Below are 22,349 nucleotides of genomic sequence, written 5' to 3' on the forward strand. Positions count from 1 at the left end.
AAATCCTTTCAGTAATCAGGCTCTCTTCAGGCCAGGCCGGGGCGCACGCCCTTCTCGCGCATGACCTGCTGCAATCCGGCCACGGTCTCTTCTGTCCGCGCCGCGGCGGCACGCTCCAGCACCTTCGAAATGCTGGGCGAGGCCTCGCCGCCGACCACCCGCTGCACCGGCTGGTCCAGCCAGTCGAAGAAGCGGCGCTGGATTTCGTCGGCCAGCCAGGCGCCGTAGGAAGTGCCCTGCGCGCCCTGCTCCACGATCAGCACATTGTTGGTTTTGCGGATGCTCTGGCCGACGGTTTCCCAGTCGAGGCTGGCGCGGTCCAGCCAGCGCAGGTCGATCACTTCGGCATCGATGCCGGTCTGCTGCACGGCCTCCAGCGCATGCGCCACCATCGACAGGTAGGTCAGCACCGTCATTTCCTGGCCAGCACGACGTATGGCGGCGCGACCGAATGGGATCTGGTAGTCGAAGTCGTCCACCGGCGCCGGGCCGCTGCTGTTGTACAGGTCCACGTGCTCAATGACCAGCACCGGGTCCTGCAATGCCAGCGCAGCGTTCATCAGGCCGACGTAGTCGAACGGGGTAGACGGTGCCACGATGCGCCAGCCCGGACTGGTGGCGAAGATGCCGGCCGGGTCCATCGAATGCTGCGAACCATAGCCGGTTCCCATCGCGACCTTGGTACGCAATACGAAAGGCACTTCGATATCCCCGCCGAACATGTGGCGCGCCTTGCCGATCTGGTTGAATACCTGGTCGGCTGCGACCCACATGAAGTCGGGATACATGAACTCCACCACCGGACGGAAGCGGCCATCCATCGCGATGCCGCCGCCCAGGCCGCAGAAGGCATTCTCGCTGATGGGCGTGCCCAGGGTGCGCTCGGGATACTTGTCCTTCAGGCCACGGGTGGCGCCATTGGTGCCGCCCTTGAGCCGGTGCACGTCCTCGCCCATGACCACCACCCGCGGGTCCACTGCCATGCGGCGGTCCATGACGTCAGCCACCACATCGATGAACTTGCGGGTGGCCAGCTGACCTGCGAACGAGGCCTCTTCCTCGGTGCGCGCCCCGGCCAGTTCGGAAAGATCGCCGCGGATGCCGACATCGCGGAAGTCCGGACTGGGCCACAGCTCAGGGCGGATGCGCTTCTTGCCGGCGCGCGCTGGATCGTCTTCGGTCAGCGCCGCCACCGCCCGCGTCATGGCGGCCTTGATGCGATTGCGCAAGGCTGCGATGGCGGGCTCGTCGATCAGCCCACGCGCCTGCATCCGCTGCCCCAGCAGATCCAGCGGATCGCGCTGGCGCCAGCTGGATTCCTCCTCCTTGCTGCGATAGCCGAAGGCGCTGCCGGGGAAGCCGCCGTTCTGATGGAAGAAGCGATAGACATCGGCCTCGATGATGGTCGGCCCCTTGCCGGCACGCATGTGTTCGAGGGCCTCGCTCATGGCCAGGTGTACCGCCAGCGGGTCCATGCCGTTGACCTTCCAGCTGGGAATATTGAAGGCCGCCCCGCGCGCCGACAGGCGCGGCTCGGCCGTGGCCTCCTCGACCGTGGTGGAGACGGCGTAGCCGTTGTTCTCGATGAAGAAGCACAGCGGCAGCTTCCAGGCCGCGGCGATGTTCATGGTTTCCAGCACCGAGCCGATATTGACGGCGCCGTCACCGAAGTAGGTCACCGCGACGTTCTGCGTACCCGCGTGTTTGTGCGCCCAGGCCGCGCCGGCCGCCAGCGGCACACCGCCACCGACGATGGCATTGGTCCCCAGCACACCGGCCTCGGCCCAGCGCAGGTGCATGGAGCCGCCGCGTCCCTGGCAAAAACCCTGTGCCAATCCGAGGATCTCGGCTAGCGTACGCTGCAGCAGCTGCTCCACCTGCGGCGTCAATTCGGCCGCCGGCGAAATGCCCTCGGGCATCAGGTAGGCCAGCGCCTTGGCCAGGAAATGATGGTGGCCGCGGTGCGAGCCATTGACCTGGTCGGCAGCCAGCAGCGGCACGATGGAACCGGCGGCGCCGCCCTCCTGGCCGACACTGGAGTGCGCCGGACCGTGCACCAGGCCGTCCATGGCCAGCTCCAGCACCGCTTCTTCGAAGGCGCGGATGATGTGCATGTGCGCAAGCAAGGTCCCCAGCAGCGCCGGATCGGCGGCGCTCCAGTCGGCATCGGTGGTGCGCAGTTCGACCCAGGGCGCGGCCGGGGCGAGTGCAAGGTGGTCAGACATGGGCTTAATCTCCAAAGAAGAAACGGGTTCGGTGATCACGGCCGCGTCAGCAGAGCGGCCGGAGAAAGAATCAGATATAGCTGTAGGCCGACCAGCCGCCATCGGCGACCACGGCCTGACCATTGATGAAGGCGGCATGCTCCGAGGCCAGGAACAAGGCCAGGGTGGCGATCTCGTGCGGCTCGCCCAGGCGGCGCGCCGGGGTCCGCCGCTGCAGGGCCTCCAGATCCATGCGTCCGGCCCGCACCAGTTCTTCCACCAGGGCGGTACGGACATAGCCCGGCGCCAGCGCATTCACGCGCAGGCCCTGCGGCGCCCACTCGATGGCCAACACTTTGGTCAGCATCACCACCGCCGCCTTGCTGGCGCAATAGGCCGCCCGCTCGGGCGCGGCTACCGTGCCATACATCGAGGCCGTGTTGAGGATCACGCCGCTGCCCTGCGCGACCATGCGGCTGGCCACGGCCTGCGCGCAATAGAAGACGCCGTTGAGATTGACGTCGATGGCGCGCCGCCATTGCTCGGCGGGCAGCTCCAGGGTGGGCCGGTTGGCCGAGATGCCGGCATTGTTGAGCAGCACGTCGATACGACCGAAGTGCGCGTGCACGGCGGCCGTGGCCGCTTCCACGGCGACCTGGTCGACGATGGAAGCGACATGGCAGTCGACCTCGATCTGCGGAAAAGTCAGGTGCAGTTCGGCCCGGGCGCGCTCCAGCGCTTCGGCGTTGATGTCCAGCAGGGCCAGGTGGGCGCCGTTGGCGGCGAAGGCATCGGCCATGGCGCGCCCTATCCCGCTGCCGGCGCCGGTGATGAAAACGACCTTGTCGGCAAGATCGGAAAACTGCTTGTATTGGGCGGTGGCATGCAGGGCATGCGCATCGATGATGTGCTCGCTCATGGTTTCTTTCAGGGTTGGATCAAAGGACGGGCGGCCGGCTCACACCGCCAGCCAGTCCTTGAGCAGCTGGGGATTGCCGGTCAGCTCCTCGGGGCTGCCGCTGAAGACGATGTGGCCATGCCCCAGCAGGCAGACGCCGGTGGAGATCTTCAGGGCGATGGTCAGCTTCTGCTCGATGAGCACCACCGACACGCCGCGACGATGGATCTCCTGGATCGCCTCGCCGACCACGGTCACGATCTTGGGCGCCAGACCTTCGGTGGGCTCGTCGATCAGGATCAGGCGCGGATTTCCCAGCAGCGAGCGGCAGATGGTGAGCATCTGCTGTTCGCCGCCGGACAGGTTGCCGGCACGGGTATTGCGCCGTTCCTTGAGACGCGGGAAGAAATCGAACATCTGCTCGACGCTCCATTGCGGGGCGTCGTGGCGTGCCCGTTGCATGCCCATCTGCAGGTTCTCGTCCACCGTCAGATTGCCGAAGACCTCGCGTTCCTCGGGAACGAAGGCGATGCCGGCACGCGAGACGGCGAACGGGCGCTGGCCGGCCAGGTCACGCCCATCCAGCAGCACCTGCCCGGCAGTGGGCGGCACCAGCCCCATGATGGCGCGTGCGGTGGTCGAGCGTCCCGAGCCGTTGCGGCCCAGCAGGCTGATCACGGCATTGTGGCCGACCTCGAAATCGACGCCCTGCAGGATATGGCTCTTGCCGTAGTGCGCATGCAGGTTCCTGACCTGCAACAGCGGCGCCTGCGCGGTGGTGGAAGCGGTATTCATGCTGCGACCTCCTTGCCCAGGTAGGCTTCCTGGACCTGGGTATTGTTGCGGATCTGTTCCGGGGTGCCGGTGGCGACCACCTGGCCATAGACCAGGACGCTGATGCGGTCGCACAGCGAAAACACCACGTCCATGTCGTGCTCGACGATCATCAGGCTGCGTCCCACCGACAATTCGCGCAGCAACTCGGCGGTATAGTCGGTCTCTTCGCGCGACATGCCGGCCATGGGTTCATCCAGCAGCAACACCTTGGGATCGGACGCCAATGTCATACCGATCTCCAGCGACCGCTGTTCGGAATAGGACAGCTCCCCGCCCAGCGTGTCGCGCTGGCGCGCCAGCCGTACCTGCTCCATCAGCTGTTCGGCCAGCGCGGTCACCTTGCGGTAGCGGGAAATCGGGAACCACAGCGTGTATTGCATACCGAAGCGCTGCATCACACCCAGCCGCAGGTTTTCGAAGACCGACAGCCGGGGGAAGATATTGGTGATCTGGAAGGAACGCGCCAGCCCCATGCGGTTGATGCGTTCCGGACTGAGCCCGCTGATGGGGACGTCGCCCAGCAGGATCTCGCCCGAACTCGGCTTGAAATTGCCCGAGACCAGATGGAACAGCGTCGACTTGCCGGCGCCATTGGGGCCGATGAAGGCATGGCGTTCGCCGCTGGCCAGCTCCAGATCGACACCGCGGATGATGTGCGCCTCGCCGAAGGACTTGTTGACGTTGCGCAGGGTCAGCGCCGGCAACGTCGAGGTTGAGATGGTGGCGGTCATGCGCCCTCCTTGTCGTTGAGTTCATGCCAGGCGCGCGACACGCCGCGCAGCACCAGGCCGCCGGCCACCGCCAGCAACAGGGGCAGCAACCAGGTCATCACGGCACCGGGCAGCCAGGCGTGGCCAAACAGGGGGATCGCCGGCCACGACTGGCCCTCCACCAGCAGCGACTGGTAATCGGTGCCCAGGGCGCGCTGCAGCAGCTCCACCGCAAACACCACCGCCGCCGCGCACAGCAGACCGCCCAGCACCCAGCCCAGCGTATAGCGGGCCAGCAGCGCGCCGCCATGCTGGCTGCGCTGCCACCACAACACCACGCCCGACAGACCGTTGGGCATGAACATCATCACCACCACGAAGATCAGGCCCTGGTACAGCAGCCAGGAACGGGTCAGGTCCGAGACCGCATAGCCGAAGAAGGTCATGACCGCCGCGCCCAGTGCCGGTCCGAAGAACACCCCGGTACCGCCAATGTAGGCATTGAGTACCACTTCTGAGGACAAGCGCATGTCGAACAGCACGTAGTTTCCGGCTTCGTTGTTCATGGCCAGCAGGCCACCGGCCACCCCGGCAAAGCTTGCCGAGATCATGAACACCATCACCCGCGCCGCATGCACGTTGTAGCCGAGGAACTTCAGGCGCATCGCGTTTTCGCGCAGACCCAGGGTGAGCCGGCCCAGCGGAGTGCGCGTGAAGAAGAACAGCGCACCCAGCGAAGCCAGCACCCAGGCCAGGCTCAGGTAATAGACATGGATCGGCTCGCCGAAGGACACCCCCCAGGCCGGCATGCGCATGGACGAGACCCCTGCCTCGCCGCCGAACACACCGGTCAGGTGCGGCGCCAGCGCGTGCAGCAGTTCGGCCAGTGCCAGCGTGATCATGGAGAAATAGACACCACTGCGCTGGGTCGAAAACCACCCCGCCACCAGCCCCAGCGCGGCGCCGCCCAGGGCACCGAAGAGCGGCAGCAGCGGCGTGGGCAACAGGCCGGCGCCGCCCAGCGCATTCATGGCATGCAAGGTCGAGAAGGCACCGATGCCGAAATAGGCGGCATGACCGAAGGAGAGCATGCCGCCCTGCCCGGCCAGCACATTGAAGGCGGTGGCAAAAAGCGCGGCGATCAGCATCTGGATGGCGGCATTGACCAGCGCCTGCGGCAACACCAGCGGCGCCAGCACCAGCAACAGCAGGACCGCCACCAGCAACAGGCGCGACAGCAGCATGGCACCGGCGCCGCTACGCGCGCTGCCCGCCGGCACGGCGCCGCTCAGGCCCGGCAAGACCTTGTTCGTGGACTCATTCATGTGGCTCACTTCCTCACTCCTTTTCACCCATCAGCCCCGACGGGCGGACCAGCAATACCAGCAACATCAGCGCAAACGGGATGGTGGCGGCCAGCGACGAGACCTTCAGCGTCAACAGCCCGCCCACCTGACGCGCCCAGTCGCCGGCGCCCACGTACTGCAGCGCATCGGCCAGACTGATATCCACCCCGACGGCGAACGACGAGATCAGCCCGATCAGCAGCGAGGACAGCATGGCGCCCTCCAGCGAACCCAGGCCACCGATGACCACCACCACGAACACCAGCACGCCCAGCTCCAGGGCCATGTTGGGATTGGTGGTGTAGAAGGCACCGGCGATGGCGCCGGCCAGACCGGCCAGCGCGGCGCCGACACCGAAGACCCCCATGAAGACCAGCGGCACGTTGTGGCCCAGCGTCTCGGCCATGGCCGGACGATAGATCGCCGAGCGCACCACGATGCCGATGCGGGTACGTGCCAGCAACAGGTAGATCAGTGCGAACATGAACAGCGAGACCAGTCCCATCATCAGCCGGTAGAAGGGATAGTCGGTACCGAACAGGCGGAACGCGGCGAAGGACAGCGCGGCCGGCACCTGATAGTTGACGGGGTAGTTGCCGAAGAACAGCTTGATGATCTCGGCGATGATGAAGGACAGGCCGAAGGTCAGCAGCAACTCATGGGCATGGCCGTACTTGTGCACGCGCCGCAGGAACCAGCGCTCCACCACCACGCCGAGCAGGCCGACGATGAGCGGCGCAATGATCACGGCCGGCCAGAAGCCGAGGAACTTCTGCAGGGTATAGGCCAGGTAGGCGCCCACCATGTAGAACGATGTGTGGGCGAAGTTGAGTACCCCCATCATGCCGAAGATGAGCGTCAGACCGGCCGAGACCATGAACAGCAACAGGCCGTAGATGGTGCCGTTGATCAGCGATACGGTAAAGAATTCCATAGCGTTTTCCAAGAAAGCGGGACGACCGTCCCCCCACCGGACGGCACTGCCGCCCGGTGTCGTCGTGGTGCCGCGCGAGATCGCGGCACCCGCATGGCTAGTCGATCAGGAGGGGCGCTGCATCTTGCAGCTGGCCTGGACCGGATTGACGGCCTCTTCACCGCTGAATTTCTTGATGACCTTGAAACCCATGTCGGTATCGTCGACCTTGTACTTGACGTTCTTTTCCACCCGCGAGACCACGATGGGCAACACCACCTGATGGTCGGCCGCGCGGATCGAGGTTTCGCCCATGGGCGTCTCGATCTTCACCTTTTCCAGCGCCTTGGCCAGTTCGGTGACATTGAGCTTGTCGCCGCTGGGCTTGACCTGCTTGAGGGCCTCACCCAGCATCTGCATGCCGAACACCGTCTGCGGTTCGATGAAAGTGGGGTAGTGGCCGGTCCGGGCCTTGTAGTCGTTGCCGAATTCCTCGGTGGCCTTGTTGGTCTCGATGTTGAAGGCATGCGAGATGAAGTGGCCCAGGGCGGTATCTCCGGCGTTGCCGATGTTGCCCGGCTGGTCCAGGAACACGGTACCGAAACGCAGCTTCAGACCGGCCGCACGCGTGGCCTTCATCAGCAACAGCAGATCATTGGACCAGTTGCCGGTGAGGACGGTATCGGCGCCGCTGGCCTTGATCTTGGCCACGTAGGGCGAGAAATCCTGAATCTTGTTGACGTCGTGCAGCGTGCTCTCGACCACGGTATAGCCGCCCGGTGCGGCATAGTCCTTGATGGCCTTGTCCATGTCGATGCCCCAGGAATAGTTCTGGTTCATGGCATAGACCTTGGTGCCCAGTTCCTTGGCTTCCTTCATGGCCGGCACCAGGGTCTTGACGCGGATGACGGCATTGGTGGTGAAGCGGAAATGGTAGAAGTGGCATTTATCGCCGGTCAGCTCCAGCGCCTCCCCTCCCATGTTCATGAACAGGACTTCCTTGCCGGCGTTGCGCAGGTTGTGCTTGCGCACGTCTTCGGTGATCTGGCCCGAGACCGCCGAGGAAGAACCCTGGATGATGATCTGTGCGCCTGCGGCAATGGCCGCCTTGACCTTGTCCGAGGCACCGGCAGGACCACCCTGGTTATCGTATTCGGCCAGCTGGATCGGCTGCCCGTTCCAGCCGCCTGCAGCATTGATGCGATCCATCTCGTACTTGACGGCGGCGCGGTACAGCAGGCCGGTCGAGGCCTGCGGCCCGGAGAGGGTTTCCACCAGCGCGATCTTCAGCGGCGCGGCGGCCTGGGCGGTGCAGGTGGCGGCGGCCAAGGCCAGCGCCGTCAGGGACAAACCGAGGTGTTTCTTGGTCATACATCATCTCCGTTATATTTGTAGGATTCCAGGCCTTGCGCTTCCGGCGCCCGGGCTCCGAACGAGAGCCGCGCCGGTGCGGCTCCCTTGCTGCTGCGGGGGTGTGCGCCTCAGCGCAGTCCGAGGAACTGTTTCATGCCCACGATCTGGGCCTGCATCATGTGACGGCCGAAATGGACCTGCAGCCCGTGCGCCTGCGCGGCTGCCAGCAACGGGGTCAGTTCCACCTTCATGACCGCCTCCGCCACCAGGGCATGCGACGGCAGGCCGGCCACACTGAAGGGCAGGACATCGCGCGGGTCCAGTCCCAGCGAGGTGGAATTGATGGCCATGTCGTAATTGACGGGAGCGGCCGGGGCCACATGCGCATCCAGTTGCGGGTAATAGCGTCGCAACTCCGCCACCAGCTGTTCGCCGCGCGCGGCGTTGCGGTTGTGGATGCCGATGGCGGCCACTCCATGCGCGGCCAGCGCGTGGGCGATCGCCTTGCCGGCGCCACCGGCGCCGGCCAGATAGGCACGGCGGTCACGGACCGCATGGCCCTGGGCGAGCAGACCATCGACGAAACCGGCACCATCCAGATTGCCGCCGACCATGCGCGTACCGGCGCTGCCTGCCTCGAAGCGCAGGATATTGACCGCGCCGACCTGCCTTGCGGCATCGGTCAGCTCATCGCACAGGGCCAGCATGCTTTCCTTGTAGGGGATGGTGACGATCAGTCCCGCCATGCTATGGATCTTCGCGAGTGCCGTCACGACGACGGCGAAATCCTGCGGCCCCACATGCAGGGGGACCAGCACCGCATTGATGGCTTCGGCCGCCATCAATGCATTGAACGCGCGTGGCGTACGCACATGGCCGATCGGGTCGGCCAGGATGCCGACCACCCGGGTGTGACCATCGATGAGGGGGCTGGCCATTGGTGGCACCTGGCCTTCCTCGCTTGCTGAGCGATTCACGCTGTCTCCTTCGCCGCTGGGCGTCAGTGGCGCCTGCAGCGCTCTTGTTGTCGGTCATCCGGCATTTTTTTGCCGTGATCCAATAGGTTTTTCTTAACTTGTCTGATAAACTTTTAATCCTGTCAGACAAGTTGAGCAGCGATTCTACAGAGCGGATTTTGTGATGTCAACAACCCGCCCTGCCAGACGCCAACCTGCTGACCGGACCTGCTCCCGCCCCGCAAAGCCGCCTCTGGAAAGGCTTGCAGGGGAGCGTCACAGATCGAAGAAAAAAGGAGACCCCATGATCAATTTCGCCGACAAGACATTTTTCATCACCGGCGCCGGCGGTGGCATCGCCCGCGCCACCGCCCTGCTGGTAGCCCGCCATGGCGCCCGGTTGGCGCTGGCCGACATCGCCCTGGAAGCGCTGGAAACCCTCAGGCAAGAAATCCTGCAAGACACACCGTCGGCGCAGGTCAGCCTGCACCGGCTGGACGTCTCCGATGCGCAGGCCTGCCGCGCATCGGTGGCGGCCTGTGTCGAGTTCCATGGCAGCATCGACCATCTGGTCCATTCGGCCGGCATCTATCCGGAGAAGCGCGTGGCCGACATGACGGAAGCGCAATGGCGCACGCTCATGGCCATCAATCTGGATGGCACCTTCCACATCTGCCAGGCGGTCATTGCCCATCTGCGCGAGGGCAGCTCGATCGTGAACCTGGCCTCGCTGGCCGCCCAGCGTGGCAGCTATGCGCACGCGCACTATGCCGCCGCCAAGGGCGCAGTGATCAGCTTCTCGCGCAGCCTGGCGCTGGAACTGGCTCCCAAAACCCGGGTCAACGCGGTATCTCCGGGTATCATTGCCACTCCGATGACCCGGGAACTACTGGCCAGCAAGGGGCCCGCGCTGCTGCAGAGCACGCCCCTGGGCCGCCTGGGGACGGCGGAAGAAGTCGCCGGCTCGATTGCCTTCCTGTGCTCTCCCCTGGCCGCATTCATCACCGGAGAAACACTGCAGGTCAACGGCGGCCTGTACATCAATTAATCCAGCTGCGATCCGACCCATGAAAACCGCAACACAGCGCCTGCCCGCACAATCGCTCACCGAAGAGATTGTCGAATGGATTAATGAAGAAATCCGCGAGCAGCGGCTCAAACCGGGTGACAAGCTGCCCAGCGAAAAACAGCTGGGCGAGCAATTCTCGGTGAGCCGCTCGGTCGTGCGCGAAGCCCTGTCCCAGCTGAAATCGGAAGGCATCGTCAATGCCCAGCAGGGACGCGGCGCCTTCGTCAACGAGCGCGGCTCACGCCAGGCCTTCCGTTTCGAGGCGGCCGCCCTCAACGATGCCGAGGGACTGGAACACGTCATCGAACTGCTGGTGACGCTGGAAACCGCGGCTGCCCGCTATGCGGCCATCCGTCGCACGCCGGAAGACCTCAAGAAGATCAAGAAGGCCCTGGTCGGGATGGAGTACGCCATCATCAATGACAAGCTGGGGGACGAGGAGGATTTTGCGTTCCACCAGGCCATCGTCGACTCGACCAAGAATCCGCACTTCTGCATGCTCAACGAATATCTGGAACAGCACGTCAGAAGACTGATCCGCCAGGCCCGCAGCAACACCGCGACGAACTACAACAATCTGATCCAGGCGGTCCAGGACGAGCACAAGGCCATCCTCCAGGCCATCGAAGACAAGGACCCGGTCGCCGCGGCCATTGCTGCAGAAACACATCTGCGCAATGCGGCAAAGCGGCTGAACAAGTACCTGAGCTGAACCGGCTGGACAGTCTGAGGCATTGCCCGGCGCGCTTCACCGCCGACATTGCGTCATCGCACCTGATGCGTACGTGGTGCGTGATCCGTTGCAATACGTTGTTTGGCGGCAGCATCAAACCCGGCACTATTGCGGAAGATATTCGGTTTCCGGTAGATCGCCAGAATCGTGCAGCCTTCTGCGCTATGCGTTTCATGCAAGGACCCGGGCTTGCGCCAGACGAATTCGCCTGCGCGGCAAATGCCATCGTGGTCCGAGAATGAGCCTTCGATGACATAGCTTTGCTCGATCTCGGGATGCTTGTGAAACGGCAAGGTGGTACCTGGCTGCCATCGCAGCAGGCAGGTCATCTCGCCGATTTCCTTGTTCTCGTAGAGCACCTTGATCTCTACGCCCTCAAATTGCGAGGGCTTCCAGTCCATTTCCTCGGGTTTCATATATACCGAACCACCCGGGGTCGGCTCAAGCTCACCACTCAGGCGATCTTCGAAGCTCTTGTCCATTGCACCCATTTTTTTATCTCCTCTCGACATTAGGCAGCCTGATCCAGAACCGAGGTCACCAGGTTCTGGGGCACTTCCAGTTCAAAGCCCGGCTCGGCCACGTGGACCTGAATATGCGGGAAACGACTTCTGACCGCGTCAGCGAATTCACTCCAGGGGCGGGAGCTTACCTCCATCATTTCGTGGAACTTCTCATGAGGCGGATACAAGACCACCACCTGAGGCTTGAGCGCCGCCACCCCACGGACGACATCCTGAATGAAATCCAGCTGCATGCCGGCCAGCAGGATGTCGGTCTTGAAACGACGGCCCAGTGCTTCAATTTCAGCATCCGTCATCTTGCTGTTGAAGCCTTCGTTGTAATTCAGGATCGTGGTGCCGTCCGGCAGCTCGACGTGAAATCCGGTGTAGGGAGAATAGAACGGGGCATTCGTGGCACTGCTCCACGCCCAGGCCAGTTGCGTGGTGTTTCCCTTGAAGACTGCCTTGGTCAGCGCCTTGTACAAATTGATGTCGCGATGCTGCCAGGGCAGGGCCGTGATCTTGAATCCCGGCACGGAGACGCTATCGAAGCAAGCCGGCTCGATGGCACGTAGCTGCGCGGGCGTAAATTTGTGACGCCGCTGCATGAAGCGGGTCAGCGACGGCGCGCCGATCACGCAGGCACCCGTGGCCTTTGCCACTTCCGGCACATCCAGAAAATGCTCTTCGTGGCCATGCGTCACGCAGATGTACTTGGCATGCATGAAATCGTCCAGATGGAACCACTCGGCGCCGCAATAGGGACGATAGAAAGGGTCAAAGAACAGCGCTCCGTGCGACGTCTCCAGAGCAATACTGGACCACCCGTAATACTTCAGCTTGGCTGCTACATTCATGATTTTCCTCTTTGGTTCAGGCAATAATTTCAGGCAATAATTTCGACAACCGCTTCGATCTCAACCGCAACATTCATGGGCAGCGAACTGACGCCAACCGCAGCTCTGGCATGGGCGCCAGTGGCGCCGAACAAGCGCACGAACAGGTCAGATGCACCGTTGACGACCTTGGGTGCGTCAGCGAAGTCGGGGGTACAACGTACGAAGCCACCAAGGCGGACTACCTGTGCAACGTGGTCCCAGCGGCCATCGAGCGCGGCCTTGATCTGCGCCAGCACATTGAGTGCGCATTGTTGTGCAGCCTCGTAAGCCTGCTCCACGGTCACGTCCTCACCCAGTCGGCCGACCAAGGTGGGCCGGCCATCCTTCAATGGCAACTGACCAGAGATGAACAGGAGATTCCCGCTCTTCTTGTAGCCGACAAAACTTCCTGCCGCCGCGCCCAATTCCGGTAGTGCCAAATTCATCTCCGCGAGCCTGCTTTCCAACATGTCCGTCCTTTCGTTATTTAAGAAGTGCTTCGTTCTTGGTCTCACGCGCAAACATTGCTGCAACCAAGGTAATGAGCGCCAGCACGATGAGCATCACCGACACACCGGCCGTTCCTCCCATATAGCCGGCCAAGGCCGTTGCCAGCACCGGTGCAAACCCACCGCCCAGGGCTGCCGCCACCTGGAATCCGAACGATGCGCCGCTGTAGCGCACATTGGCCCCGAACAGCTCCGGGAAATAGGTCGATTCGGGGGCAAACATCAGGCCATGCCCCAGACTCATTGCAACAACAATGGTGAGCATGACGATCTCAGGCGTTTTCATTTCCAATAGCCAGAACAGAGGAAATGCGAAGGCCAGGGTAAAGATCGCGCCAATGAAATACAGTGGACGACGGCCAATCCGGTCTGACAGAAATCCAAACAGAGGAATGGTGATGAGCTCGACCGCCGCCGCCACGAGGATGGCGTCCAGAATCATGGATTTGGGGAGCTTCAGCGTGCCTGTCGCGTAGACCACGACAAAGACCGTCAACATGTAGACCCAGGAGACTTCCGATATCTTCAAGCCGACAGCGACCAGAAAGCTCCTGGGATGCTTGAAGATGGCCTCTTTCACGGGATTGCTCACAATCTCCCGACGTGCCTTCATTTCCTCAAACACAGGCGACTCACTCACGTTACTGCGGATGAACATGCCCAACAGGATCAATACTGCGCTGATCAGGAAGGGAACCCGCCATCCCCAGGCCAGGATGTCAGCCTCCGGCAATTTTGCGATCAAGCCGAAGACCAGTGTTGCCACCACCAGACCGATGGGGAAGCCCACTTGCACCAGGCTGCCATAAAGCCCTCGATGCGCTTTTGGCGCGTGCTCCAGCACCATGACCGAGGCCCCGCCCCATTCTCCTCCCAGGCCAATGCCTTGAATGAAGCGCAGGGAGATCAGCAAGATGGGCGCCCAGATACCGATCTGGGCGTAGGTCGGCAGCACACCGATCAGGAAGGTGCCCAAGCCCATCATGACCAGCGTGAGCATGAGGATGGATTTTCTTCCCAGCCGATCGCCGAAATATCCAAAAATCGCACCACCTAATGGCCTGGCCAGAAAACCGACCGCATAGCTTCCTAACGCGGCCAAGGTCCCCAGCAAAGGATCGATGCTTGGGAAGAACAGTTTGTTGAACACGAGTGCGGCGGCCATACCGTAGATCAGAAAGTCGTACCACTCGATGATGGTGCCGATCGTGCTGGCGAAAACCACGGAACGCAGGCTGCGCTGACTGCCTGCATCGTGCACACGGGCGTGCAGGTCGTAACTGGTTGTCATGCTGATGTCCTTTCGAAAACGATGTTCGTTGAACTTCCGGGAAACCGCCGCCCGCCAAAAATGATCACATCAGGAAACATTGCTCACCATTTTGGAACGTCCCGCACAAGCATGAAACCCACTAAATCCTCAATATCATGCATAAATATGCGATTCAGGCCAGCTGAAGTCAAGCCTTGCACATTTCATGCCATGAAACATTTATCTTAAAAGTTTCATATAATGACCATACCCCCCCCCACATTCATCACGAAGAGGAAATCATGAAATTTGGCGTGTTTATCTATGAAGGGGTCGAGCCAATTGACCTGGCCACCATCGGCGTGCTGTCCATGGCGCGTCGCATCGCGCCTGAGATCAGCTTTTGGACCGTAGCGGCAGCGGCGGGGCCGGTTCGGCTTGCCAATGGCTTGACGGTGATCGCCGACTACGGATTTGATGAATTGCCGCCCATCAATACGCTGATCGTCACGGGCGGCCCGGGATGGCAGAAATGCTGCGCAGACCAGGCTGCGCTGACGTTCTTGCAGAAGATGGCCGGACGCGCCACGGTGGCATCCGTTTGCACCGGTGCCATGATCCTGGCTGCTGCGGGCCTGCTGGAAGATCAGGTCGCGACAACGAAGGTGGAGGTCGCAACCGGTGAACAGGTCCCATTGGAGATCATGAGATCGCAATACCCGGGGATTGACGCCAAGGCAGCCTTGCTAACTGATAATGGCAGTATCATTACGGGCGGTGGCGTGTCCAGATGCATCGACGCCACCCTCTACTTGCTGGAAAAATACTTGGGAAGTGACGTAGCGGACCAGACCGCCCGCATCATGGAGTACACCCATGCGCGTGCGGCCAATCTGGCGGCGGCCCCCATTATCAACAATGCGGCAAATGAATAGCGAAGAATATCCAGTCAAAGAAGAAAGCCCCACGGCCATCGAGCTGCAGCTCGGCAAGCGCATTTCAAAACTGCGTGCGGCCAGGGGGTTCACGCAGGATCAGCTGGCGGCGGCCACCGGCTTCACAAAGGGATATCTCTCGAAAATAGAGAACTCCAAGGTCATCCCTCCCATCGGCACCCTGATCAAGATTGCCCAGGTCCTGGAAACGGACGTGGCTGATCTGCTGGAGCCAGAAGAAGTTGACGATCAAAGCGACGCACTTTGCGTGGTTCGCTCCTGGCAGCGGGAGTCCGTCATCAAAGGTGGCAGCTCATTCGGCTACGATTACACCGCCCTGGCCCACAAGCGACACCACAAGCAGATGGAACCCTTCATCATGGTGTTTCCATCCAAGGTGGACCGCGATATCCGCTTTGAACACGAAGGTGAAGAATTCATGTTCATTCTGGAAGGAGAAGTCGAATTCGAAGCCACCATCGATAGCCGCAATAAAACCTGGCTACTCTCCCCTGGCGACAGCATCTACTTCGACTCACGCATTCCTCATCGTGGGCGCAGCCTGAACGGCGAGGCACGTGCTCTGGTCGTCATCTATCGCTCACAAAGCAGGATCATCCCCTAGGACAAAATACCTCGCTCATCCGACGATCAGCGAGTGTTCATTGACCTGAAGATCTGCCCCCGCTGCACAAAAAAAGACCGCCCGTCGGAAATCACGACGGGCGGCTGAACGCCAGAGGGAGTACTGGCGGGAGTCAACAACAACAGGGAATGTCGGAGACCGGAGACTTCATCTCGGACAGGCATCAGTGTTGCAAATCTCCGCCCCAGGCGTCTAGCTATACCAAAGGATGGGTCGCCTCATACCACCTCAACCGGCTGACCTCAAGCGGCCCCGTGCTCGTCGGCCAGGCCGGCGTTCAGCGCCCAGGCTGGCGGCAATCCGATATGGGCGCGCAGCGTATCGAGCAGCACCGTCACCCGCGCCGGCGGTTGCCGCAGTGCGCGCAGGGCGTGGATGCCGGTCTGCGCGCAGGCTTGCGACGACCACTCCGGGAACAGTTGCACCAGCAGCCCGGCCTTGATGTCGGAGCCCACCACCCAGTCCGGCAAATAGCCGATTCCCATTCCCTCACCCACCGCCAGGCGCATTGCTTCGAAGTCGTCGCAGGCGAACACCGGCTGGGCGCTCGCCGCCCGGGCCGGCTGGCCGAGCACATCGGCCCAGCCCAGCAGATCGGCGCCATGCATCTTGTCGACCAGCCGATGGCAGGCCAGATCGGTGATGGAGGCCGGCGTGCCGGCACGAGCCAGGTAGTGCGGGCTGGCGCAGAGGATGCGGGTCTGGGTGGCGATGCGGGTGCCGATCAGGGTGCTGTCGGCCATGTCGCCGATGCGGATGACCAGGTCCAGTCGTTCCGCCACCGGGTCGGCCAGGCGTTCGGTCAAGTCCAGCTCAAGGCGCAGATCGGGATACTGGCGCGCCATCACCCCCATGACCGGCAATACATAGCGCTTGCCGAAGGTCGGGAAACAGGCCACGCGCAAGGTTCCGGTCACCGCGCCCTTCATGGAGGCCAGCTCCTGCTGGGCATCCTCCAGCGAATCGAGGATCTGCCTGGCCCGCACCAGCAGGGCCTCGCCGGCATCGGTGAGCGTGAGCAGGCGGGTCGAGCGCAGGAACAGGGGCGTGTCGAGATAGGCTTCCAGGGTATCGATCTGGCGTCCGATGGCAGATGGCGTGCGGCCACGACGACGACCGGCGCCGGAGAAGCTGCCCTCCCTTGCCACATCGGCGAAGACGCCGAGAAACTCGGCGAATTTTTCTGACTGCATTTGTGCGTTCCTTGCATAGCCATTGTGGGCCGGCTCGGTCTTATCAAGCACAGGCCCCGGTTTTAATCTTCTTCCTGCAGCAAGTCCACATGCTACCGAATCCCCTTCAGGAAGAACATCATGCAAAAGTTTAGTTACGACCCGCTCTACCTCTTCATCAACGGCAACTGGCTGGAAGCCGGCCAGCGCGATACCGTGCCCGTCATCAATCCCGCCACCGGGACCGCGCTGGGCCGCCTGCCCATGGCCGGCGCCGCCGACCTCGACCTGGCACTGGCCGCCGCCACTCCGGCCTTCGACGTCTGGCGCCACACTGCTCCCGAGCAGCGCGCCCGGGTACTCAAGGATGCCGCAGCGCTGATGCGCGAACGCAGCGAGCACATCGCCACCCTGATGACACTGGAAGAAGGCAAGGCCCTCACCGAAAGCCGCGACGAGGTCCTGCGCGCGGCCGACTACTTCGAATGGTTCGCCGAAGAGGCGCGTCGCATCGATGGCCGGGTAGTACCGGCCAATCGCCCGGGCGTGCAGCAGCTGGTCAAGCGCCAGGCCATCGGCCCGGTGGCAGCCTTCACTCCCTGGAATTTCCCCGCCATCACTCCGGCCCGCAAGCTGTCGGCCGCGCTGGCGGCCGGCTGCAGCGTGATCCTCAAGCCCGGCGAGGAAAGCCCGGCCACCGCACTGGCCCTGGCGCGCTGCCTGGACGACGCCGGTCTGCCCAAGGGCGTGCTGCAGATCGTGTTCGGCGTGCCGGACCAGGTGTCGGCGCATCTGATTGCCTCCCCGGTCATCCGCAAGGTGGCCTTCACCGGCTCGGTCCCGGTGGGGCGCCTGCTCTCGCAACGAGCCGCCGCCGGCGTCAAGCCCATCACCCTGGAACTGGGTGGTCATGGTCCGGTGCTGGTGTTCGAAGACGCCGACATCGATGCCGCCGCCGCAGGCGGTGCCGCCAACCGCTTCCGCGGGACCGGCCAGATCTGCATCTCCTCGACCCGCTTCCTGGTCCAGCGCAGCGTCTACGCACGCTTTGCCGAGCAATTCGTGGCGGCCACCCGCAAGCTGGTGGTGGGCGACGGCATGGATCCGGCCACCCAGGTCGGCCCTCTGGCCAATCCGCGCCAGCTGGAAAAGATGGAAGCCCTGGTCGCCGATGCCGTGGCACAGGGCGCCGAGGTCTTGACCGGCGGCAAGCGCATCGACCGCCCTGGCTATTTCTTTGAACCCACGGTCCTGGCCGAGGTGCCGATGAGCGCCCGCGTCATGCACGAAGAGCCCTTCGGCCCGATCGCCGTGCTGCGCCCCTTCGAGCAGCTGGAGGACGCCCTGGCCGAAGCGAACCGTCTGCCCTATGCGCTCTCGGCCTATGCCTTTACCCGCGACGCCCGCACCGTGCTGGACGTCGGCGATGGCCTGGAGGCCGGCATGATCGGCATCAACCAGTACCGCATCATCGCCACCGAACTGCCCTTCGGCGGCATGAAGGAAAGCGGCCACGGCTCCGAAGGGGGCATCGAGGGCATCAACCATTACCTGACCAACAAGTTCATCAGCCAGGCCTGAAACCACAACGGATTCGCGGATCAGCGGATCAGCGGATCAGCGGATCAATACGACCAAGGAAGCATCATGACCCCCATCGATTTCACCAGCCCCCGCGCCGCAGCCCGGGCCTTCACGCCGAAGCTGTCGGATCTGGTCGAGGCACCACTCTACGCCGAGGTCTGGAATGACAGCGACCTCGCCCCGCGCGACCGCAGTCTCATCACCATCGCCTGCCTGATCGCGATGAACCACGCCAACGAATTACCCGCCCACCTGCATCGGGGCATCCAGAACGGCCTGACCCGGACCGAGCTGAGCGCCGCCATCACGCATCTGGCCTTCTACGCCGGCTTCCCGGCAGCCATCACGGCATCGGCCTATGCCAATGCGGCCCTGTCCGGGCAGGACGACGCACGCACCTGAACCGGATGATGCGCCGTGACGGATTCACGGCGCCACTGGCCACCTTTCCACTCCTGAACATAGAAAGAACCAACACCATGAAAGCCATCCTCTTTGAACAATTCGGCGCTGCCGACGTCCTGAAAATCGGCGACGCCCCCGACCCCGTTCTGCGCCCAACCGACCTGCTGGTGCGCACCCATGCGGCCGGCGTCAATCGCGCCGACCTGACCCACCGTCGCGGTGGCTATGGCTGGCCCGACTTCGGCGACTCCACCATCATGGGCCTGGAAATCGCCGGCGAAGTCGTCGCCGTGGGGAGTGAAGTGACGGGCTACCAGATGGGCGACCGCGTCATGGGCATCGTCGGCGGTGGTGCCTATGCCGAGATGGCGCGCATCGATTACCGCATGGCCATGCCCATCCCCGAGGGCCTGGACTATGTCCAGGCGGCGGCCATCACCGAAGTCTTCGTCACGGCGCATGAAGCGCTCATCCACCTGGGCAAGCTGGAGCCGGGCGAAACCGTACTGGTGCATGCCGGCGCAGGCGGCGTGGGCGGCGCCGCAGTACAGCTGGCCCGGGCCGTGGGCGCCACCGTCATCACCACCGCGCAGGCCAGCGCCCATGCACTGGTGCGCAGAATGGGCGCGGACCACGCCATCGATTACCAGACCGAAGACTTCGCCCAGGCCGTGGCCAGGCTGACCGACAAGCGCGGCGTGAACCTGATCCTCGATTTCATCGGCGCGCCCTATTTCGAGCGCAACGTGAACTCCCTGGACTTTGGCGGACGCCTGGTGCAGATCGGCATCATGGGCGGCATCGAGAACGCCCGCATTCCGCTGGATCGCCTGCTCTATCGTCACCTGCAGATCATCGGCACGGTCATGAAGTCGCGCTCGCAGGAGGTCAAGCACGCCATGTCGCGCCGCTTCAAGGAGCGCTGGCTGTCGCAGTTCGGCAAGGATGGACTCAATCCGGTGATCGACAGCGTGTACCCGCTGGCTCAGGCGGGCGCCGCCCAGCAGCGCATGGAAGATGGCCTGAACGTAGGCAAGATCGTGCTGACCATGTAGGTTGCGTACCGCTGCCGCCAGCCACGTGGCCCTACTCCCGTGCCAGGCGCTTCTGCCGGAGCCGCCACGCCGCCAGCGCGGCGCGCAAGGCCGGCACGGGATGATTGCCCGGGTAGAGACAGCGCGTGGCGATCTGGCCGCCCGCAGTCTCGATGCCGATGTAGAGCCGCTGGCCCTCGCCCGGAGCCGCGCTGCGGTTGAACAGTCCCTCGTCGGAGAAGAACAGGAGATGGGACGCATGCGGCGCGATGAGGATGCCGCTGCGGCTGCCGTCGAAGCAGCTGATCTCCCGCAGCGCCTGTGTCTGCAGCAGTCCATCAGCCACATAGAGCCGCCAGCGGAGGATGTGCAGCGGACGTCCGGTGCGGTTGCGCAGATAGATCCTGTTGCCCAGCATGGACGTGGAAGAGTCGCTCAGCGCGGCCTCTACCGGGTGGCGCCGGCGCCAATGGCCGGCCAGCTTGAGCAGCAGTGCGATCGTGAAAATGGCTGCCGCCCATCCTGCCATGGTGTGGAGGTGCATATTGCTCCGTTCGGAAGAATGCGTCTTGTTTTTCTGTTTCACGCCATCGCCTGGCGATCTTGCGCCGGCGAGCATTCCGTGAACTCCCTGCCAAGCCTTGCGACCCGTGGTTCAACCTGTCGTACCATCCGGGCCCGGTGTCAGGACACCGGCTTGTTCCCGCACATTATGGCGTCCCGCTCCGCTGCGCGATGTAGCACCATGGTATGGGAAAGTGCTACCCCACGTCCCTGCGGCCATTGTGCCTGCGTACAGGGCTACGGCGTCCTGGCGGTATGCCGGTCTTAACACCTTCGTATGATTAACGCCGGTGCGCTTCATTGCTACGCTGCGATGCCATCGGTGCGGAGAGCGGATGGTCTCGTTTTCTGCGTCCTTGCATGCCGCAGGTATCGCACGACGGTACCGCCGCGGTCGACCTTTCCCGATGGAGGAGCCTGGCAATGGAAAAGACGGAACAGCATTTCCTGGTCGTCGATGATCTGTCCACGATACGACGCATGGTCATGGGGATACTGAAGGAACTCGAATACACCAGGATGAGCGATGCCGACGATGGCAGTTCGGCGTGGAAGATCCTGGAAGCCGGGCAGGTGCCCGTCTCCTTCGTGATCACCGACTGGAACATGCCGACCATGGATGGCCTGGCCCTGCTGCGCAAGATCCGCGAAGAGCCCAAGCTGGCCAAGCTGCCGGTGCTGATGATCACTTCCGAAGCCAGGAAGGAGAGCGTGGTCAGCGCGGCAGAGGCCGGTGCCGATGGCTACATCATCAAGCCCTTCAATGCCGCCACGCTCAATGAGAAAATCCAGAAGATCGTGGCCCGGCGCGCACAGATGGCGGCCTGAGCCCTAAGCTTCCACCACCCCCGGGTGGGCCGACAACTGCTCCATCAGCAGGTCGATGAAAGCCTTGACCTTGACCGACCCGCGGCGGTTGGCCGGATACATGGCATGGATGCCGACCTCCATGGCACCGGGGTTGGCTTCGTAGTCCTCCAGCAGGGGAACCAGACGACCGGCCCGGATATCCTCGCCCACCAGCCAACGCGCCAGCATGACCACTCCACGGCCGCTCAAGGCCGCCTGCCGCAGCATCTCGGCATTGTTGGCGAAGAAATTGCCCTGCACGTTGATTTCCTCGATGTTGCCGTCGGCGTCGCCACGGCGACGAAAGCGCCAGCCCCGGCGTGGCCCGTCGTAACTGAACTGCAGACAGGTATGCGCCAGCAGGTCGACCGGGCGCAGTACCGGGCCATGCTGGCCCAGATACTGCGGACTGGCGCAGATCACGCGCGCGTGCGTGGCCAGGCGGCGCGCGATCACGTTGGGCTGGTCGCCCACCGCACCGATGCGCACGGCCACATCGATGGACTCGTCGATCATGTTGCTCACGCCATCGCTCAATTGCAGCTCCAGCTGCAGCAGCGGGTAGCGGCGATGCAGCTCGCGGCAGACCGGCGCCAGGTAGAGCGTGCTGAAGGTGACCGGCGCGGTGACCTTCAATACGCCCTGCGGCTCCTGCTCCAGGGCGGCCGCGGCGAGGTCGGCCGATTCCAGGCGCTGCAGGATATCCACCACCCGTTCATAGAAGTCGCGGCCGCCTTCGGTCAGGGTCACACTGCGGGTGCTGCGCTGGAGCAGCTTGACCCCCAGCCGCTCTTCCAACGCATCGACCAGCCTGAGCACGGACGACGGCGCCAGGTCCAACTGCCGTGCAGCCGCAGAAAACCCGGAAGTGTCGGCCACCGCCACAAATGCTTGCATTTCGGAAAATTTGTTCATGAGCACCTTTGCGTTTTGCGCAAGAGCCTTCGCTAATCACGGCATATTATCAGCGCCGGGCCACAACGCTACAGTGGGCGCTCC

23 protein-coding genes are annotated in these 22,349 nt (G+C 63.1%); 8 read left to right on the forward strand and 15 right to left on the reverse strand.

All coding sequences use genetic code 11. From position 1 onward, the window contains the following. Nucleotides 1-26: 26 nt before the first annotated feature. The 8 genes from VE092_RS11795 to VE092_RS11830 all read right to left on the reverse strand — a co-directional run bounded on the left by VE092_RS11795 (nucleotide 27) and on the right by VE092_RS11830 (nucleotide 9,238). Entirely contained in the window at nucleotides 27-2,225 is a 2,199-nt protein-coding gene (locus VE092_RS11795) for an alpha-ketoacid dehydrogenase subunit alpha/beta (protein WP_324876929.1), read from the reverse strand. A gap of 70 nt (nucleotides 2,226-2,295) precedes the next feature. Next, complete coding sequence (locus VE092_RS11800; protein ID WP_324876930.1) at nucleotides 2,296-3,123, reverse strand: SDR family oxidoreductase; 828 nt, start codon at nucleotides 3,121-3,123, stop codon at nucleotides 2,296-2,298. 39 nt (nucleotides 3,124-3,162) lie between these two features. After that, nucleotides 3,163-3,897, reverse strand: a complete 735-nt coding sequence (locus VE092_RS11805) for an ABC transporter ATP-binding protein (protein ID WP_324876932.1) — start codon at nucleotides 3,895-3,897, stop codon at nucleotides 3,163-3,165. After that, nucleotides 3,894-4,670: an ABC transporter ATP-binding protein gene (locus VE092_RS11810; protein WP_324876934.1), complete on the reverse strand. Its 777-nt coding sequence runs from the start codon at nucleotides 4,668-4,670 to the stop codon at nucleotides 3,894-3,896. The genes VE092_RS11805 and VE092_RS11810 overlap by 4 nt, the downstream gene beginning before the upstream one ends. Continuing rightward, nucleotides 4,667-5,893 (reverse strand): branched-chain amino acid ABC transporter permease, encoded by a 1,227-nt coding sequence (locus VE092_RS11815; RefSeq protein WP_324877038.1) that lies wholly within the window; start codon nucleotides 5,891-5,893, stop codon nucleotides 4,667-4,669. Before VE092_RS11815 ends, VE092_RS11810 begins: the two co-directional genes overlap by 4 nt. Nucleotides 5,894-5,987: 94 nt before the next feature. Then, entirely contained in the window at nucleotides 5,988-6,929 is a 942-nt protein-coding gene (locus VE092_RS11820) for a branched-chain amino acid ABC transporter permease (RefSeq protein ID WP_324876936.1), read from the reverse strand. 105 nt (nucleotides 6,930-7,034) lie between these two features. Then, nucleotides 7,035-8,279 carry a branched-chain amino acid ABC transporter substrate-binding protein gene (locus VE092_RS11825; protein ID WP_324876938.1) on the reverse strand — a complete coding sequence of 415 codons (1,245 nt, stop codon included), beginning with the start codon at nucleotides 8,277-8,279 and terminating at the stop codon, nucleotides 7,035-7,037. Between the two features lie 110 nt (nucleotides 8,280-8,389). Continuing rightward, a complete protein-coding gene (locus VE092_RS11830) occupies nucleotides 8,390-9,238 on the reverse strand; it encodes a shikimate dehydrogenase (RefSeq protein WP_324876940.1) in 849 nt (282 codons plus the stop codon). Nucleotides 9,239-9,521: 283 nt separating this feature from the next. On the opposite strand from VE092_RS11830, the gene VE092_RS11835 reads away from it, so the two are divergent. Together VE092_RS11835 and VE092_RS11840 are read left to right on the forward strand one after the other, a co-directional pair. Beyond that, the gene (locus VE092_RS11835; RefSeq protein WP_324876941.1) at nucleotides 9,522-10,265 is read left to right on the forward strand and encodes an SDR family NAD(P)-dependent oxidoreductase; all 744 of its coding nucleotides are present in this window, start codon (nucleotides 9,522-9,524) and stop codon (nucleotides 10,263-10,265) included. 19 nt (nucleotides 10,266-10,284) lie between these two features. Further along, nucleotides 10,285-10,998, forward strand: coding sequence for a FadR/GntR family transcriptional regulator (locus tag VE092_RS11840; RefSeq protein WP_324876944.1), 714 nt, complete (start codon nucleotides 10,285-10,287; stop codon nucleotides 10,996-10,998). 53 nt (nucleotides 10,999-11,051) lie between these two features. Here VE092_RS11840 and VE092_RS11845 read toward each other — a convergent pair whose 3' ends face one another. From VE092_RS11845 to VE092_RS11860, 4 genes are read right to left on the reverse strand one after another with little or no spacing between them, the layout of a single operon-like run. Continuing rightward, complete coding sequence (locus VE092_RS11845; RefSeq protein ID WP_324876946.1) at nucleotides 11,052-11,501, reverse strand: cupin domain-containing protein; 450 nt, start codon at nucleotides 11,499-11,501, stop codon at nucleotides 11,052-11,054. 29 nt (nucleotides 11,502-11,530) lie between these two features. Further along, on the reverse strand, nucleotides 11,531-12,379 hold the full coding sequence (locus VE092_RS11850) for an MBL fold metallo-hydrolase (protein WP_324876948.1): 849 nt from the start codon (nucleotides 12,377-12,379) through the stop codon (nucleotides 11,531-11,533). Between the two features lie 29 nt (nucleotides 12,380-12,408). After that, nucleotides 12,409-12,870, reverse strand: a complete 462-nt coding sequence (locus tag VE092_RS11855) for a RidA family protein (RefSeq protein WP_324876950.1) — start codon at nucleotides 12,868-12,870, stop codon at nucleotides 12,409-12,411. Between the two features lie 13 nt (nucleotides 12,871-12,883). Further along, nucleotides 12,884-14,200 carry an MFS transporter gene (locus VE092_RS11860; protein WP_324876952.1) on the reverse strand — a complete coding sequence of 439 codons (1,317 nt, stop codon included), beginning with the start codon at nucleotides 14,198-14,200 and terminating at the stop codon, nucleotides 12,884-12,886. Nucleotides 14,201-14,463: 263 nt separating this feature from the next. Between VE092_RS11860 and VE092_RS11865 the strand changes: the two genes are divergently transcribed. Continuing rightward, a complete protein-coding gene (locus VE092_RS11865; RefSeq protein WP_324876954.1) occupies nucleotides 14,464-15,096 on the forward strand; it encodes a DJ-1/PfpI family protein in 633 nt (210 codons plus the stop codon). After that, nucleotides 15,089-15,721, forward strand: a complete 633-nt coding sequence (locus tag VE092_RS11870) for a helix-turn-helix domain-containing protein (RefSeq protein WP_324876956.1) — start codon at nucleotides 15,089-15,091, stop codon at nucleotides 15,719-15,721. Before VE092_RS11865 ends, VE092_RS11870 begins: the two co-directional genes overlap by 8 nt. Before the next feature lie 263 nt (nucleotides 15,722-15,984). Here the strand turns inward: VE092_RS11870 and VE092_RS11875 are convergent, their stop codons facing one another. Continuing rightward, nucleotides 15,985-16,935 carry a LysR family transcriptional regulator gene (locus tag VE092_RS11875; RefSeq protein WP_324876958.1) on the reverse strand — a complete coding sequence of 317 codons (951 nt, stop codon included), beginning with the start codon at nucleotides 16,933-16,935 and terminating at the stop codon, nucleotides 15,985-15,987. Nucleotides 16,936-17,055: 120 nt separating this feature from the next. Between VE092_RS11875 and VE092_RS11880 the strand changes: the two genes are divergently transcribed. The 3 genes from VE092_RS11880 (at nucleotide 17,056) to VE092_RS11890 (ending at nucleotide 19,958) form a co-directional block, all read left to right on the forward strand. Beyond that, nucleotides 17,056-18,495 carry an NAD-dependent succinate-semialdehyde dehydrogenase gene (locus tag VE092_RS11880; RefSeq protein ID WP_324876960.1) on the forward strand — a complete coding sequence of 480 codons (1,440 nt, stop codon included), beginning with the start codon at nucleotides 17,056-17,058 and terminating at the stop codon, nucleotides 18,493-18,495. A 66-nt stretch (nucleotides 18,496-18,561) separates the two neighbouring features. Further along, a complete protein-coding gene (locus VE092_RS11885; RefSeq protein ID WP_324876962.1) occupies nucleotides 18,562-18,900 on the forward strand; it encodes a carboxymuconolactone decarboxylase family protein in 339 nt (112 codons plus the stop codon). Nucleotides 18,901-18,977: 77 nt separating this feature from the next. Then, nucleotides 18,978-19,958 (forward strand): NAD(P)H-quinone oxidoreductase, encoded by a 981-nt coding sequence (locus VE092_RS11890; RefSeq protein WP_324876964.1) that lies wholly within the window; start codon nucleotides 18,978-18,980, stop codon nucleotides 19,956-19,958. A gap of 31 nt (nucleotides 19,959-19,989) precedes the next feature. Here the strand turns inward: VE092_RS11890 and VE092_RS11895 are convergent, their stop codons facing one another. Beyond that, nucleotides 19,990-20,523, reverse strand: a complete 534-nt coding sequence (locus tag VE092_RS11895; protein WP_324876965.1) for a hypothetical protein — start codon at nucleotides 20,521-20,523, stop codon at nucleotides 19,990-19,992. Nucleotides 20,524-20,924: 401 nt separating this feature from the next. Between VE092_RS11895 and VE092_RS11900 the strand changes: the two genes are divergently transcribed. After that, nucleotides 20,925-21,329: a response regulator gene (locus VE092_RS11900; protein ID WP_324876966.1), complete on the forward strand. Its 405-nt coding sequence runs from the start codon at nucleotides 20,925-20,927 to the stop codon at nucleotides 21,327-21,329. Nucleotides 21,330-21,332: 3 nt separating this feature from the next. Here the strand turns inward: VE092_RS11900 and VE092_RS11905 are convergent, their stop codons facing one another. Then, a complete protein-coding gene (locus VE092_RS11905; protein ID WP_324876968.1) occupies nucleotides 21,333-22,265 on the reverse strand; it encodes a LysR family transcriptional regulator in 933 nt (310 codons plus the stop codon). Nucleotides 22,266-22,349 lie beyond the last annotated feature (84 nt).

It is taken from the genome of Herbaspirillum sp. (genome assembly GCF_035644555.1).
Taxonomy (GTDB): Bacteria; Pseudomonadota; Gammaproteobacteria; order Burkholderiales; family Burkholderiaceae_D; genus Herbaspirillum.